Origin of the sequence: Kitasatospora sp. NBC_01300, assembly GCF_041435235.1 — a bacterium.
GTDB lineage: Bacteria > Actinomycetota > Actinomycetes > Streptomycetales > Streptomycetaceae > Kitasatospora.
In genome coordinates, this window is sequence record NZ_CP108408.1 from 1,492,829 (window position 1) to 1,507,859 (window position 15,031).

14 protein-coding genes are annotated in these 15,031 nt (G+C 72.6%); 8 read left to right on the plus strand and 6 right to left on the minus strand.

Features of this window, described 5'->3' with window-relative positions:
- Positions 1 to 56: 56 nt before the first annotated feature.
- Positions 57 to 818, minus strand: a complete 762-nt coding sequence (infC, locus tag OG556_RS06495) for a translation initiation factor IF-3 (RefSeq protein WP_371522593.1) — start codon at positions 816 to 818, stop codon at positions 57 to 59.
- A gap of 482 nt (positions 819 to 1,300) precedes the next feature.
- Between infC and OG556_RS06500 the strand changes: the two genes are divergently transcribed.
- Complete coding sequence (locus tag OG556_RS06500) at positions 1,301 to 1,678, plus strand: DUF1844 domain-containing protein (protein WP_350877933.1); 378 nt, start codon at positions 1,301 to 1,303, stop codon at positions 1,676 to 1,678.
- Positions 1,679 to 1,756: 78 nt separating this feature from the next.
- Here the strand turns inward: OG556_RS06500 and OG556_RS06505 are convergent, their stop codons facing one another.
- Positions 1,757 to 2,530 (minus strand): SseB family protein, encoded by a 774-nt coding sequence (locus OG556_RS06505; protein ID WP_371516258.1) that lies wholly within the window; start codon positions 2,528 to 2,530, stop codon positions 1,757 to 1,759.
- A 91-nt stretch (positions 2,531 to 2,621) separates the two neighbouring features.
- Here OG556_RS06505 and OG556_RS06510 point away from each other — a divergent pair, with 91 nt between their 5' ends.
- Together OG556_RS06510 and OG556_RS06515 are read left to right on the plus strand one after the other, a co-directional pair.
- A complete protein-coding gene (locus OG556_RS06510; RefSeq protein ID WP_371516259.1) occupies positions 2,622 to 3,845 on the plus strand; it encodes an alanine racemase in 1,224 nt (407 codons plus the stop codon).
- Positions 3,846 to 4,137: 292 nt separating this feature from the next.
- Positions 4,138 to 5,061: a lytic polysaccharide monooxygenase gene (locus OG556_RS06515; RefSeq protein WP_371516260.1), complete on the plus strand. Its 924-nt coding sequence runs from the start codon at positions 4,138 to 4,140 to the stop codon at positions 5,059 to 5,061.
- A 153-nt stretch (positions 5,062 to 5,214) separates the two neighbouring features.
- Here OG556_RS06515 and OG556_RS06520 read toward each other — a convergent pair whose 3' ends face one another.
- The 4 genes from OG556_RS06520 to OG556_RS06535 all read right to left on the minus strand — a co-directional run bounded on the left by OG556_RS06520 (position 5,215) and on the right by OG556_RS06535 (position 10,123).
- The gene (locus tag OG556_RS06520) at positions 5,215 to 6,441 is read right to left on the minus strand and encodes a DUF2510 domain-containing protein (RefSeq protein WP_371516261.1); all 1,227 of its coding nucleotides are present in this window, start codon (positions 6,439 to 6,441) and stop codon (positions 5,215 to 5,217) included.
- 128 nt (positions 6,442 to 6,569) lie between these two features.
- Positions 6,570 to 7,358: a 3-oxoacyl-ACP reductase gene (locus OG556_RS06525; protein ID WP_371516262.1), complete on the minus strand. Its 789-nt coding sequence runs from the start codon at positions 7,356 to 7,358 to the stop codon at positions 6,570 to 6,572.
- Between the two features lie 6 nt (positions 7,359 to 7,364).
- Positions 7,365 to 8,732, minus strand: coding sequence for an aldehyde dehydrogenase (locus OG556_RS06530; protein WP_371516263.1), 1,368 nt, complete (start codon positions 8,730 to 8,732; stop codon positions 7,365 to 7,367).
- A gap of 5 nt (positions 8,733 to 8,737) precedes the next feature.
- Entirely contained in the window at positions 8,738 to 10,123 is a 1,386-nt protein-coding gene (locus OG556_RS06535) for a glutamine synthetase family protein (RefSeq protein ID WP_371516264.1), read from the minus strand.
- A 152-nt stretch (positions 10,124 to 10,275) separates the two neighbouring features.
- Between OG556_RS06535 and OG556_RS06540 the strand changes: the two genes are divergently transcribed.
- The 5 genes from OG556_RS06540 to OG556_RS06560 all read left to right on the plus strand — a co-directional run bounded on the left by OG556_RS06540 (position 10,276) and on the right by OG556_RS06560 (position 14,893).
- A complete protein-coding gene (locus OG556_RS06540) occupies positions 10,276 to 11,004 on the plus strand; it encodes a gamma-glutamyl-gamma-aminobutyrate hydrolase family protein (protein WP_371516265.1) in 729 nt (242 codons plus the stop codon).
- A 153-nt stretch (positions 11,005 to 11,157) separates the two neighbouring features.
- Positions 11,158 to 12,225 carry a cation diffusion facilitator family transporter gene (locus OG556_RS06545; protein ID WP_371516266.1) on the plus strand — a complete coding sequence of 356 codons (1,068 nt, stop codon included), beginning with the start codon at positions 11,158 to 11,160 and terminating at the stop codon, positions 12,223 to 12,225.
- A 58-nt stretch (positions 12,226 to 12,283) separates the two neighbouring features.
- Positions 12,284 to 13,186: a 5'-3' exonuclease H3TH domain-containing protein gene (locus tag OG556_RS06550; RefSeq protein WP_371522595.1), complete on the plus strand. Its 903-nt coding sequence runs from the start codon at positions 12,284 to 12,286 to the stop codon at positions 13,184 to 13,186.
- 115 nt (positions 13,187 to 13,301) lie between these two features.
- Positions 13,302 to 14,054 carry a DUF6879 family protein gene (locus OG556_RS06555; RefSeq protein ID WP_371516267.1) on the plus strand — a complete coding sequence of 251 codons (753 nt, stop codon included), beginning with the start codon at positions 13,302 to 13,304 and terminating at the stop codon, positions 14,052 to 14,054.
- A complete protein-coding gene (locus tag OG556_RS06560) occupies positions 14,051 to 14,893 on the plus strand; it encodes a helix-turn-helix domain-containing protein (protein WP_371516268.1) in 843 nt (280 codons plus the stop codon). Before OG556_RS06555 ends, OG556_RS06560 begins: the two co-directional genes overlap by 4 nt.
- The last annotated feature ends 138 nt before the right edge of the window (positions 14,894 to 15,031 follow it).

A 15,031-nucleotide genomic window follows, 5' to 3' on the forward strand; every position in this document is an offset into this window, starting at 1 on the left:
CGGGGCGCCCCGTCACCTTGGGGCCGGTCTCCCGGGCCGCCCTGGCCGGTGAAGGCTCAGGCGCCCTGGGAGGCGGCCGGCTGCTCGACCGGAGCGTCGGCCTCGACGGCCGGCGCCTCGGCCGGGGCGTCCTGTGCCTCGGTCGCCTCGTCGTCGGCGACCTCGTCCTCGGCGACCTCGTCGTCGACCAGCAGGTCGTCGTCCGCCAGGTCGTCGTCCGCGGCGGCGTCGGAGCCGGGGGTACGGCCCTGACGCTCGGCCTTGCGGGCGTCGGCGAGGGCGCGGGCCTCGGCCATCGCCTCGGTCTTCTTCTTGTGCGGGCCAAGAACCATGATCATGTTTCGGCCGTCCTGCTTCGGCGACGACTCGATGAAGCCCAGGTCCTGGACGTCGTCGGCGAGCCGCTGCAGCAGGCGGAAGCCCAGCTCGGGGCGGGACTGCTCACGACCACGGAACATGATCGTGATCTTGACCTTGTCGCCCTGCTTGAGGAACCGGACGACGTGACCCTTCTTGGTGTCATAGTCGTGCGGGTCGATCTTCGGCCGGAGCTTCATCTCCTTGATGACCGTGTGCGCCTGGTTCTTGCGCGCCTCACGGGCCTTCATGGCCGACTCGTACTTGAACTTGCCGTAGTCCATGAGCTTGCACACCGGCGGCCGGGCGGTCGCCGCGACCTCGACCAGGTCGAGGTCGTACTCCTGCGCGAGCTCCAGCGCCTTGGCAAGCGGCACGATGCCGACCTGCTCGCCGCTGGGACCGACGAGTCGCACCTCCGGGACGCGAATCCGGTCGTTGATGCGGGGCTCGGTGCTGATGGGGCCTCCTCGGTTGCACCTTCTGCGATGCGGCCGTCGGACGGCGGACGCACGTAGTGGACTCGACCACTGGGCGGGGCTTCATTCGTGCTGCGCTGCCCGGCACCTGTTCGGCACCGTGTGCACCGCGACACGAAAAAAGCCCCGCTCGGTACAAGCGGGGCTCCACACAATCCGGGGGCAACACCCTGGTGAGGAGCGCTGCTGCGACTCGGCGCCGTGGCGCCCGTCGCGGACCGGGACCCGTCGACCCTGAGGTCGACCAGGTGGGAGACTTTCGCGGTTGCCCTCTCGGGCCTCCTGGGTGGAGCCTCCTCTTGCTGGCCAGGTGCCCATACGGGATCCCGGCCGGTCAGTCTCGAAGCATACAGCGCCGCGGAGTCGAACGCTATTCCGCCCCACCTCACCACCTTTGTCCGCCTCCGGAAGGGCCCTTGTACGCTCCAGGGGTACGGACACCGGCACGACGGAACGAGCCCCCCTTGAGCAGCGAGCCCACCAAGACCCCCGGCGCGGACGACGACGCGATCGGCTTCGACGACCTCACCCGGGACATCGCCGAGGTCCCGGCCGTCGAGGTGATCACCACCGTCGCGGTGCACCTGATGAGCGCCGCCGCGGTCAAGTGCGGCCTGGCCGAGGGCGGGGACAAGGACAAGGACCTCGACGAGGCCCGCAAGCTGATCACCGCGCTGGCCGGACTGGTCACCGCCGGCGCCCCGGAGATCAGCAACTTCCACGCGGCTCCGCTGCGGGACGGCCTGCGCTCGCTGCAGCTGGCCTTCCGCGAGGCCTCCATCGTCCCGGACGCGCCGGGCACGGGCCCGGGCGAGAAGTTCACCGGGCCGGTCTACTCCTGACCCGGACGCGACTCGGGGGCGGTGCGTCACACGACGCACCGCCCCCGACGCTTTTCCCACCGCTCGTAGCGGGGTTTCCTACCGCTGGTACAGCGGCTCCCCCGGCAGCTCCGCGCTCGCCGGCAGCACCGCGAGGTCCAGCCCCCGGTCCAGCCGCACCCGCAGCACCGGGTCGGCGGCCACCGCCCGCCCGACCCGCTGCACGGCCGCCTGCAGCCCGTCCTGGTCCAGCGCCGGGTCGAACACCACCGCGAGCACCCCGTCCGAGCCCTCCGAGGCCGCCAGCAGCCCGGTGAGCACCTGCGGCTCGGCCGCCAGCAGCCCGCGGACCGCCTCGCGCACCTCCGGGTCCCGGACCGGCGGCAGGAACGGGCGGTTCTCCGCGAGCGCCCGCAGCCGGGCGCCGCTCAGCTGGAACGGCACCGGCCCGGCCGGGTCGACCAGCAGGGTGTCGGCGCGCTCGGAGAAGGCCACCATCGCGGCCTGCGGGGCCGCCGTCGGCGCCGGGCGGGCGTCGGCACGCCAGCGGGCGAGCGAGTCGAGCGAGGTGAAGGCCGGCAGCGCGCGGCGCCCGTCCGGGGCCTCCAGCACCGGGACGGCCATGTCGCTGGTCTTCTCGTGCTTGTGCCCGTGCTCGTCCACCTCGACCTCGCCGAGGATCGCGACGATCGGGACCATCAGCCGGGTGGGGGTCAGCGCCGCCAGCACCTCCGGCTCGGCCGCGCGGTCCTGCGACCAGCGGGCGAGGGCCTCGGCGAGCGCCGGGTCGGCGGTGCCGTCGTCGTCGGAGAAGCCGGGGTTCGGGATGCCCTTGCCGACGAACGCCGGGTTGGAGAAGTCTTTGCGGTCCACCCGCCCGACCCTATGCCACCGCGTGCGAGCCGCCCCATTTCCCTGCACGCGGGGCCTACCCACCGGTAGTGCGGTGTGGCACCCTGCGCCCATGGTGATCCTCGACGCACCCGCGACCGCTCCCGCTCCGGTCTCCGACCGCCTCCGGTACGACCGGGCCACCGCGCACCTGGACGGTCCGGTGGCCGTCGTCGACCTCGCCGCCTTCGACGCCAACGCCGCCGACCTGGTGCGCCGGGCCGCCGGCAAGCCGATCCGGGTGGCCAGCAAGTCGGTGCGCTGCCGGGCGCTGCTGGACCGCGCGCTGGCCGTGGACGGCTTCGCCGGGGTGATGAGCTACACCCTCGACGAGTCGCTCTGGCTGGCCCGCACCGGCGTGCGCGACGTCCTGCTCGCCTACCCCTCCGCCGACCGGGCCGGGTACACCGAGCTGACCGCCGATCCGGCGCTCGCCCGCGAGGTCACCGTCGTCCTCGACGACCCCGCCCAGCTGGACCTGATCGACAAGGCCCGCGGCGGCGACGCCGAGGTGCGGGTCTGCCTGGAGCTGGACACCGCGCTGCACCTGCTCGGCGGGCGGGTCCGGGTGGGCGCCCGGCGCTCCCCGCTGCGCACCCCCGAGGACCTCGGCGCCTTCGCCGAACTCGTCCAGCACCGCCGGGGTTTCCGGGTGGTCGGCCTGATGGCCTACGAGGGGCACGTCGCCGGGGTGGGCGACCGGGTGCCCGGCCGGCCGCTGCGCTCGCAGCTGATCCGGCTGATGCAGGCCAGGGCCAGGACCGAACTGGCCGAGCGGCGGGCGGCCGTGGTCCGGCGGCTGCGGCGGGTGGCCGAGCTGGAGTTCGTCAACGGCGGCGGCACCGGCAGCGTGGAGTCCACCGTGGCCGAGCGCGCGGTCACCGAGGTCGCGGCCGGCTCCGGGCTCTACCTGCCCCGGCTGTTCGACAACTACCGCTCGTTCCAGGGCCGTCCGGCCGCACTGTTCGGCCAGCCGGTGGTGCGCCGCCCCGGCGTCGGCGTGGTGACGGTGCTCGGCGGCGGCTACCCCGCCTCCGGGCCGGCCGGCCCGGACCGCTCGCCGGTGCCGTACCTGCCGCAGGGGCTGCGCTACGACCCAATGGAGGGCGCCGGGGAGGTGCAGACCCCGCTGCTCGGCGCGGCCGCGGACGACCTGCTGATCGGCGACCGGGTCTGGTTCCGGCACGCCAAGGCGGGCGAACTGTGCGAGCGCTTCGCCGAACTGCACCTGATCGAGGGCGACCGGATCGTCCGGACCGTCCCGACGTACCGGGGCGAGGGGAAGGCGTTCCTGTGAGCGGTCGGCGGCCGGCGGCGGCCTGACCGTCCGAACGGCCGTCCGACGACCTTTCCGGAGCCTTAAGCGGGCCCGATGGAACGCCTAACCCGGCCGTTCCGTCGGGCCTTTGCCCTGTTCGGGCGCCTACAGTCCGTCAGAAAGCGTGGCACGCGCGACTATTGCCAGCTGGTCCAGACCAATCATACGCTCTGGCCAGGGGTCCGCGGTCCGGGCCGGCGGCCCCCGAACGGGCAGGCGTGTCCGCTCCCCCCACACCCGCCCGGAACGACGGTCAAGGAGTCCCCACCCCATGTCCATCAAGCGAAGTGCCCTGTCCGTCGGCGCGGTCGGCGCCGCGGCCCTCGCGGTGGCCGTTTCCACCGCAGGCACCGCCAGCGCCCACGGCACCATGACCAACCCGGTCAGCCGGGTCGCCGCCTGCTACGCCGAGGGCCCCGAGCACCCGGTGTCCCAGATCTGCAAGGATCTCGTCGCCGCGAGCGGCACCCAGCCGCTGTACGACTGGAACGAGGTCAACATCGCCAACGCGGCCGGCAACCACAAGGCGCTGATCCCGGACGGCAAGCTCTGCTCGGCCAACCGCGACAAGTACCAGGCCCTGGACTGGCCGCGCACCGACTGGCCGGCCACCGCGGTCAAGGCGGGCGCCTTCACCTTCCAGTTCCGCACCACCGCGCCGCACGTGGGCACCCAGACCGTCTACATCACCAAGCCGGGCTACGACCCCACCAAGCCGCTGAAGTGGTCGGACCTCGACCCGACGCCGGTCGCCCAGGTGCAGGTCGACCGCACCGCCACCAACGGCTTCTACACCTACGCCGGCACCCTGCCGCAGCGCACCGGCCGCCAGGTGCTGTACACGGTCTGGCAGCGCAGCGACAGCCCGGAGGCGTTCTACAGCTGCTCCGACGTCGACTTCGGCGCGGCCACCGCGGCCGGCGCCCCGGCGGTCTCGGCGCTCGCCGCGCAGGCCCCGGCCGCGCCCAGCGACGCGCAGATCGCGGCCGACGCGCCCAAGTCCACGGTCGCCCACCACGGCCACGGCGGCGACCCCAACTCCCCGGCCGGCGCCGTGATCCCGACCGCCGCCGCGGCCGTCGGCACGTCGGCCACCGGCCCGCTGCTGCTGGCCGGCGCCGCCGCGATCAGCGTCGGCTGGGCCGGCATGGTACTCCGGCGCCGTCGCGTCGAGGCTGTTCGACGCGACTCCTGACGCCGGACGCGGGGCCGGGGCGGCCAAACCCCCGTCCGGCCCGGTTCCGCGGCTCCACCCCGTCCGGAACGAACGGCGGCGGCCCACCCGGAGAGTGCTCTCCGGGTGGGCCGCCGCCGTGTGAGGAGCGGGTGGCTCAGGTGCTGGTGCCGCTCAGGTGCTGGTGCCGCCGGTGCCACCGGTGGCGCCGCCGGGGAGCCCGCCGCCCGGGATGGACGGCAGCTTGCCCTTGAAGTCGGCGATGCCGTTGACGATGGTGTCCATCAGGCCGAGGTCCGGCGCCTTGTCGGCGATGTCGAAGCCGAAGTGCACGGAGATCAGCGCCTTGCCGTCGGTGGACGGGAAGACCACCGTCTGCACGTAGCCGTTGTTGCCCTTGGGAGCGTCGACCTTCCAGCGGACCAGGTAGCCGTCCTGGCCGTTGACCTTGACCGCCTCGGACTTCAGCTCCTGGTGCCCGGTGATGGCGCCGTACGAGTCCTTGGCCGCCTTCTCGATGTCGGCCTTGGCGGCCGCCTGGACGTCGGTGCCGCCGCCGTCGATCCGGCCGGTGGTCACCCCGCCGAGGCTGCACGAGCCGTTGCCGTCCGGACACTGGTACGAGCCGACGACGACCGAGGCGTAGCCGTCGGGGGTGTAGCCGCCCTGCCAGCCGGAGGGGACGGGCAGGGTGAGCCCGTTCACCAGGTCGATCGCGGGCCCGCCGCCGGGCCTGGTCTTGCCGCTGCCGCCGTTCCCGTTGCCGCCGCTCCCGCCGTTCCCACCGGGCCCGCCGTTGCCACCGGTCCCGTTGCTGCCGTCGCCGCTGCCGCCGTTGTTGTTGCCGCCGTTCCCGTTGTTCCCGTTCCCGTTGTTGCCGTTCCCGTTGTTGCCGTTCCCGTTCCCGTTCCCGCCGTTCCCGTTGCCGCCGAGGCCCGGGAAGCCGTTCCAGGGGCCGTTCTCGCCGTTCGGCACGGCCTGCCGGGCACTGCGCTGCGGGCGGTTGTCGCTGTGGCCGTTCATCGCCAGGTAGGTGATCCCGGAGCCGGCGCCCAGGCCGAGCAGCGCCGCGACGGTGGCGGCGACCACCATCGGGGACGGTCGGCGCCGGGGCTTGCGCGGCGGCGGCGCCTCGGAGCCGTAGGCGGTGCCGAAGGGCGGCGGCTCCGGGTAGCGGACGGTCGGCCCGCTGTCCAGCACCTCGCCCTGCAGCACCGTGGGCTCGTCGGCCGGCACCGGCCCCGGAGCCCCGGCCGCCGGGGGCACCGGCTCCGGGGCGTCCGAGGGTGCGGGCCGGGTGCTGGCCGTCCAACCCCTGCCGTCCCACCAGCGCTGCGGCCTCGGGTCGCCGCCGGTGTCCTTCGGGTCCGGGTACCACCCGGCGGGAATCTGCTCGCTCACAACAGAGAATCTAAAGGCACGCGGATAAACGCGAAATCAGCGCGGCCTCGAATTCCGGTGGTTTTCGATGAGATTACGGTGAGAAGGGGTGCGTCGGGCACGCTCAGGACCGCCGCGCCCGCCCGGGGCTACAGCGGGGTCACGTAGGCGCCCGAGATGCCGCCGTCCACCAGGAACTCGCTCGCCGTGATGAAGGACGAGTCGTCGCTCGCCAGGAAGGCCACCGCGGCGGCGATCTCCTCGGCCCGGGCGAACCGGCCCAGCGGGATGTGCACCAGTCGGCGGGCCGCCCGCTCCGGGTCCGTGGCGAACAGCTCCCGCAGCAGCGGGGTGTCCACCGGCCCCGGTGACAGCGCGTTCACCCGGATCCCCTCCCGGGCGAACTGCACGCCCAGTTCCCGGGACATCGCCAGCACCCCGCCCTTGGAGGCGGTGTACGAGATCTGCGAGGTGGCCGCGCCCATCCGGGCCACGAAGCTGGCCGTGTTGATGATCGAGCCCCGCCCGTGCCGCCGCATGTACGGCAGCGCGGCCTTGCAACAGAGGAACACCGAGGTCAGGTTGACGTCCTGGACCTTGCGCCAGGCGTCCAGGCCGGTGGTCAGGATCGAGTCGTCCTCCGGCGGCGAGATGCCCGCGTTGTTGAACGCGACGTCCACGCTCCCGTACGTCTCGTACGCCTCGTCGAACAGCGCCTCGACCATGTACGGGTCGGTGACGTCGGTGTGCACGAACAGGCCGCCGACCTCCTTGGCGGCCGCCCGCCCGGACTGCTCGTCCAGGTCCGCGCAGACCACCTTCGCGCCCTCCGAGGCGAGCCGGCGGGCGGCCGCCAGGCCGATCCCGCTGCCGGCGCCGGTGACCACGGCGGTGCGGCCGACCAGGCGGCGGCACACCGGGGCGTCGTTCTCCGTCATCGGCTGCTACTCCTCGCTGTGGATGAAGACGTTCTTGGTCTCGGTGAAGTGGCGCAGCGCGTCCGGCCCCAGCTCCCGGCCGACCCCGGACTCGCCGTAGCCGCCGAACGGCGTCCAGTACCGCACCGAGGAGTGCGAGTTGACCGACAGGTTGCCCGCCGCGACGCCGCGGGCCAGCCTCAGCGCCCGGCCGAGGTCCCTGGTCCAGATCGAGCCGGACAGGCCGTAGCGGGTGGCGTTGGCCAGCCGCAGCGCGTCCGCCTCGTCGGTGAACGGCAGCACGGCGGCGACCGGGCCGAAGATCTCCTCGGTGACCGCCGGCACCTCCGGGTCGGCCGGCGCGACCACCGTCGGCGGGTACCAGTAGCCGGGCCCGTCCGGCACCGCGCCGCGGGCCAGCACCGGCAGGTCCGGGGTGACGTAGGAGGCGACCCGGCGCACCTGGGCGGCCGAGATCAGCGGGCCCAGCCGGGTCTCCGGGTCCGCCGGGTCGCCGGTGCGCAGCGCCTCGACGGCGGGCAGCAGCAGCGCCAGGAAGTCGTCGTACGCCTCGCGCTGGACCAGGATCCGGCTGCGGGCGCAGCAGTCCTGGCCGCTGTTGTCGGCGAAGGACATCGGGTCCGCGGCGCGGGCGAGGTCGGCGTCGGCGAAGACGATGCTGGGGCTCTTGCCGCCCAGCTCCAGGGTGACCCGCTTGGCCCGGGCCGCGCAGCGGGCGGCCACCTCCTTGCCGACCACGGTCGAGCCGGTGAAGACGATCTTGCGGACCGCCGGGTGGTCCACCAGGGCCCGGCCGGTCGTCCCGCCCGGGCCCGGCAGCACCTGGAACAGGCCCTCCGGCAGCCCTGCCGCCAGGGCGAGTTCGGCCAGCCGCAGCGCGGTGAGCGGGGTCGCCTCGGCGGGCTTGAGCAGGACGGCGTTGCCCGCCGCCAGGGCCGGCGCGAAGCCCCAGGCGGCGATCGGCATCGGGAAGTTCCACGGCGCGATCACCCCGACCACGCCGACCGGTTCGTGGAAGGTCACGTCCAGGCCGCCGGCCACCGGGATCTGGCGGCCGGTCAGGCGTTCCACTCCCCCGGCCGCGTACTCCAGCAGGTCCCGGACGTTGCCGGCCTCCCAGCGGGCGTTGGCCACGGTGTGGCCGGCCTCGCGCACCTCCAGTGCGGCCAGTTCCGGCACGTGCACCTCGACCTGGTCGGCGAACCGGCGCAGCAGCCGGGCCCGTTCGCCCGGTGCCAGCGCCGCCCAGGCCGGCTGGGCCTTCGACGCGCGCTGGACCGCCGCGTCCACCTGCCCCGCGGTGGTGTCCGGGACGGTGGCGAGCACCTCGCCGGTGGCGGGATTGCGGACGGTGCTGACGGTGGGGTCGGTCATCGGCCTCACATCCGTTCGAAGGATCGGTAGCGCTCCCAGTCGGTGACGGTGCCGTCGAAGGCGCACTGCTCCACCCGGGCCATGTTCAGGTAGTGCTCGACCACGTCGTCGCCGAAGGCCACCCGGGCCAGCTCGCTGTCCGACCACAACTCCGCGGCCTCGCGCAGCGAACCGGGCACCCGGGCGTACTCCTCGACGGCGTAGGCGTTGCCCAGGCACGGCGCCGGAAGCTCCAGCTTCCGCTGCAGCCCGTGCAGGCCGGCCGCGATCATCCCGGCCACCGCCAGGTACGGGTTGACGTCCCCGCCCGGCACCCGGTTCTCCATCCGCAGGCCCGGGCCGTGGCCGACCACCCGGTAGGCGCAGGTCCGGTTGTCCCGACCCCACGCCACCGCCGTCGGGGCGAACGAGCCCTGGCGGTAGCGCTTGTAGGAGTTGATGTTCGGCGCGTACAGCAGGCTGAACTCGCGCAGCGCCGTCAGCTGGCCGGCCAGGAAGTGCCGCATGGTGTCGGTCATCCGGCCGTCCCGGTCGGCGAAGGCTGGCGCGCCCACCGCGTCGCGCAGCGACAGGTGGATGTGGCAGCTGTTGCCCTCGCGCTCGTTGTACTTGGCCATGAAGGTCAGCGCGCACCCCTGCTGCGCGGCGATCTCCTTCGCGCCCGTCTTGTAGACGCTGTGCTGGTCGCAGGTGGTCAGCGCGTCCGCGTAGCGGAAGGCGATCTCGTGCTGGCCGAGGTTGCACTCGCCCTTGGCCGACTCCACCACCAGCCCGGCGCCCGCCATCTCGTTGCGGATCCGGGACAGCAGCGGCTCGACCCGGGCGGTGCCCAGCATCGAGTAGTCCACGTTGTACAGGTTCGCCGGCGTCAGGCCGCGGTAACCCCCCAGCCAGGCCTGCTCGTAGGTGTCCCGGAACACCAGGAACTCCAGCTCGGTCCCGATGTCGGCGGCCAGCCCGTACTCCGCCAGGCGCGCGATCTGGCGGCGCAGCAGCTGGCGGGGGGCCGCGTCCACCGGGTGGCCGCCGTGCCGGGCCAGGTCCGCGGTCACCTGCGCGGTGCCCGGCTGCCAGGGGGTCAGCCGCAGGGTGCCGAGGTCGGGGCGCATCGCGAAGTCGCCGTAGCCGGTGGCCCAGGAGGAGAAGGCGTAGCCGTCGACGGTGTTCAGGTCGACGTCCACGGCGAGCAGGTAGTCGCAGGCCTCGGCGCCGTGCTCGACCACCTCGTCCAGGAAGAAGCGGGCGGCGAAGCGCTTGCCCTGCAAGCGCCCCTGCATGTCCGTGAACGCCAGCGCCACGGTGTGGACCTCGCCGGTGTCCACCAGCATGCGCAGTTCGTCCAGGGTCAGCGGCGCCCGGGGCGGCACGCCCGCGGCGGCGTTCTCGGGCATGACGGAACCCTCCACGATCACTCTTCGAGTTCAAGCGGTCACAGCGAACCGTACGGCCTGCGGCGGACGGCGCGGAAGAGGGCGGGCAGGTGTGGCGCGCCGACATGCGTGGTTGACGGGGGATCTGGCGGTGCGGGTGGAGAATGCCCGCCATGGATCGCAGGCCTTTCATCGGCGTCAGCACCTACCTGGTCGACGCGAGTTGGAGCAACTGGCAGGGCCGCCGGGTGGCCCTGGTGCCCGAGCGGTACACCGCGTACGTCCAGGAGTCCGGCGGGATCGCGGTGCTGCTCCCGCCCGACTCCCCCGACCGCGCACCCGAGGTGCTCGCCCGGCTCGACGCCCTCGTCATCGCGGGCGGGCCCGACATCGACCCCGCCTACTACGGCCAGCCCGCCCACCCCCGCACCGAGGTCGACTCCCCCGAACGGGACCGGTGGGAGTCGGCCCTGCTGCGGGCGGCCCTGGCGGCCGGGATGCCGCTGCTGGGGATCTGCCGGGGCATGCAGGTGCTCAACGTCGTCTGCGGCGGGACCCTCGTCCAGCACCTGCCGGACGTCGTGCCGGTGGACGTCCACGGCGGCGCGGACGGCGGCTACGGAACGCACCTGGTGCGGCCGGTGCCGGGGACGCTGCTCGGCGGGCTGCTGCCGGAGAGCGAGGTGGAGGTGCCGACCTTCCACCACCAGGCCGTCGACCGGATCGGGGCGGGCCTGCGGGTCTCGGCCCACGCGCCGGACGGGACGGTCGAGGCGGTCGAGGGCCCGGGCTTCACCCTGGGCGTGCAGTGGCACCCGGAACAGGGGGACGACCTGCGGGTGATGCGGGCCCTGGTGCGGGCGGCCACCGCGGCGCAGTTGGACACCGCGCTGATCGGGTAGCCGAGGCGCGCCCGCCCCTCGGAACGACCGCTCAACGGCAACGACAACGGTCACCAGTACAGCCTTTGGATCTTTGTCCGTTCTGCGGTTCACTTCGGGTGCAGGGCGATCGCGCCCCTCCCCTCCCCACCCGTGCGTCCAGAGAGGACTTCGATGGCCGGGCACGAGCATTCCCACACTGATCATGCGCATGACCACAAGCAGGCGCACGACCACGGCGGACACCGGCACGGCGGACACGGCGGGCACAGCGGCCACTCGCACGGTGTCGCCGCCGACGCCGACCGCCGCTGGCTGCTCGGCGCCCTCACCCTCATCGTCGTCTTCATGGCCGGCGAGGTCGTGGTCGGCTTCGCCGCGAAGTCCCTGGCCCTGATCTCCGACGCGGCGCACATGCTCACCGACGCCGCCTCGATCGTCCTCGCGCTGGTCGCGATGCGCCTCGCCGCCCGCCCGGCCCGCGGCGGCTACACGTACGGCCTCAAGCGCGCCGAGATCCTGTCCGCGCAGGCCAACGGCGTCACCCTGCTGGTGCTGTCCGCCTGGCTGGGCTACGAGGCCGTCACCCGGCTGTTCGAGCCGCCGGAGGTCGCCGGCTCGCTGGTGCTGGTCACCGCGCTGATCGGGATCGTGGTCAACCTGGCCGCCGCCTGGTGCATGTCGAAGGCCAACCGCAGCTCGCTGAACGTCGAGGGCGCCTTCCAGCACGTGCTCACCGACCTGTACGCGTTCATCGCCACCGCCGTCGCCGGCGCCGTCATGCTGACCACCGGCTTCGTCCGGGCCGACGCGATCGCCTCGCTGATCGTGGTCGCGCTGATGCTCAAGGCCGGCATCGGCCTGGTCCGCGACTCCGGGCGGATCTTCCTGGAGGCCGCCCCGGCCGGCATCGACCCGGACGCGGTGGCCGACCGGATGGTCGCCCAGCCGCTCGTCGAGGAGATCCACGACCTGCACATCTGGGAGATCACCTCCAACCAGCCGGCCCTGTCCGCGCACATCCTGGTCACCCCCGGCGGCGACTGCCACGCCGTCCGGCGCGAACTCCAGCGCGGACTCGCCGACGAGTACGGCATCACCCACAGCACGCTCCAGGTCGACCACGTCGGCGAGGACGAGGCCGGCGCCCTGCTCCAGATCGCCGCCCCCGGCGAACAGCCCGCCGAACACTGCGCCGACGCGCACGGCCCGGTCCACCGCGCCGGCCCGCACGAGCACTGAAGCCGCCCTCCTGTCGTCGCGGTGCGGCATGATCTGACACGTGACCGCACCGCGACTGATGCTCCTCGACTCCGCCAGCCTGTACTTCCGGGCCTACTACGGCGTGCCGGACACCCTGCGCTCCCCGCAGGGCGAACCCGTCAACGCCGTCCGCGGCCTGCTGGACTTCATCGCCCGGCTCGTCCACGACCACCGCCCCGACCAGCTCGTCGCCTGCATGGACGCCGACTGGCGCCCGCAGTGGCGGGTGGACCTCCTCCCCTCGTACAAGACCCACCGGGTCGCCGAGGCGGCCCAGGACGGCGAGGAGGAGGTGCCCGACACGCTGGCCCCGCAGGTCCCGGTGATCGAACAGGTGCTGGACGCGCTCGGCATCGCCCGCGTCGGCTCCCCCGGCTACGAGGCCGACGACGTGATCGGCACCCTCACCGCCCGCGCCGAGGGGCCCGTGCAGATCGTCACCGGCGACCGTGACCTGTTCCAACTGGTCGACGACGCCCGCGGGATCACCGTGCTCTACCCGGTCAAGGGCATGGGCAACCTGCAGATCACCGACGACGCGCTGCTCCTGGAGAAGTACGGCGTGCGCGGCGCCCAGTACGCCGACATGGCCGCCCTGCGCGGGGACCCGAGCGACGGCCTGCCCGGCATCAAGGGCATCGGCGAGAAGACCGCCGCCCAGCTCATCAACGAGTACGGCGACCTCACCACCATCCGCGCCGCCGCCCTCGACCTCTCCTCCAAACTCACCCCGGCCCGCCGCCACAACCTCGTCGAAGGCGCCGCCTACCTCGACGTCGCCCCCACCGTCGTCCGCGTCGCCCCCGACGCCCCCCTCCCTCCCTTCGATCCGGCCCTCCCCCACGAACCGCTCGACCCGATGACCCTCGAGGACCTCGCCACCCGCTGGGGCCTCGGCACCTCCCTGGACCGCCTCCTGGAATCCCTCGCCACCCGCTGAGCACCACGCGGTGGGGCCTTTCGCTGCCCCAGGCGAATATTCGCGAATCGGCACTCCCCCCGCGTTGGTCCCCGGGCATCCTGGTTCCGCCTGACCGACGGCGAGGGGAGCGGCTGTGAGCCGACGACTGCGGTACATCGGGAGCACCTCAGGGAACGACGGATGCCCGACGCTCTACGAGGACGTCGAAACCGGGGAGGTGCTGGTGCAGGGCGATGTCGTGACCGACCCCGACGAGATCGCCCAGCTCCGCAACATCAAGCCCGGCGAAGGGTTCGTGATCGTGCCGCGCGCGCTGCTCGCCGACTTCGCGCCGCGCGACGTGGACCGAGCACCCGTGCTGATCGGCTACGAAGAGTTCGAGAACATGTTCAAGAGCTTCCAGCACACGGCCTTCCGGCTGGAGACCCGCCGCCGGTACCGCTCCGACGAGCAGACCGAAACCTACCGCCGGTTCGCTGCCGGGCTGGCGCCCGGATGGGACCTGGACGACCCCTGGTGCCGCTCGCGCCGCGAACAGGCCGCCCTGGGCAAGCGGTTCGAGCGGGTGCGGATCATGGACAACCCGCCCACCCCGGGGCAGCGGTACCTGCTCGACAACGCCGAGCGGAACAACTCCGTCGGCGAGGACATCCGGTACCTCTGGCGGGCCGACGCCGAACGCCTGGGTCTTCCGCAGGAGGACGCCTGGCTGTTCGACTCGCGCGTCATCGCCCTGCTGCACTTCGACACCGACGACGACCTGACCGGCATCGAACTGATCACCGACCCTGCGCAGGTGGCCCGCGCCTGCCAGGTACGGGACGCTACCTGGCACTTCGCCATGCCGAGCCGTGAATTCGGCGCTGAGGTACCGTCCGCCGTGTGAGCACCGACTTCCAACAGGCAAGAATCGCCCTCGGTCTGCGGCTCCGTGAGCTGCGCGCCGAGGGCGGTCTCACAGGCAGGCAGCTGGCCGACCGTCTGGGCTGGACGCAATCCAAGGTCAGCAAGCTGGAGACCGGCCGACAGACGGCCACCCACGAGGACCTCAAGGCCTGGGCCGACGGCGTCGGACAACCCCACACAGCACCCGAGCTGTCGGCCAGGCTGCGGGCCTTCGAGTCGGGGACCCGCACCTGGCGACGGCAGTTGGCCGCCGGACACAAACCGGTGCAGGACACGCTGACCGCCGAGCACGAGCGTTCACGCGTCATGCGCGCGTGGCAGAATTCCATGATCGTCGGCATGCTCCAGACGGCCGACTACGCGCGGCACGTCTTCAGCGCGTACGTAGACCTCCACCAGTCACCGCGCGACGTAGAGGATGCCGTACGCGCCCGTGTCCGGCGGCAGGAAAGCCTGTACCGGCCAGGCAAGCAGTACCACTTCATCATGTGGGAGTCCACGCTACGTGCCTTGGTATGCCCGCCCGCCGTGATGGCCGCACAACTTGACCGACTCAGCGGCGTGATCGGACTGGATACCGTCCGCCTGGGCATCGTGCCGTTCGAAGCCTCGCTCAAGTTGCCTCCTGCCAACGGCTTCTGGATCTATGACGAACGGCTTGTCATCGTCGAGGACTGGCACGCGGAGCTGTGGTTGGACCAGCCCGACAACGTATCGCTGTACCTGCGTGCCTGGGAGATGCTGGCCGGCGCGGCCGTCTACGGACCGGACGCCCACCGCATCATCACGCGCTGCCGCAGGGCACTCGGCTCTGCCTGAGAATTCCCACGCACCCAAGCTGCCAGGGCTGGAATATTCGAGAATCATGCTCCCGCCGGCGAATCTCGACCGCTTAACGTCCTGCCGATGGCTTTGATCGGCACGAGAGTTGAGTGATGATCACGAACTCGCAGTGGT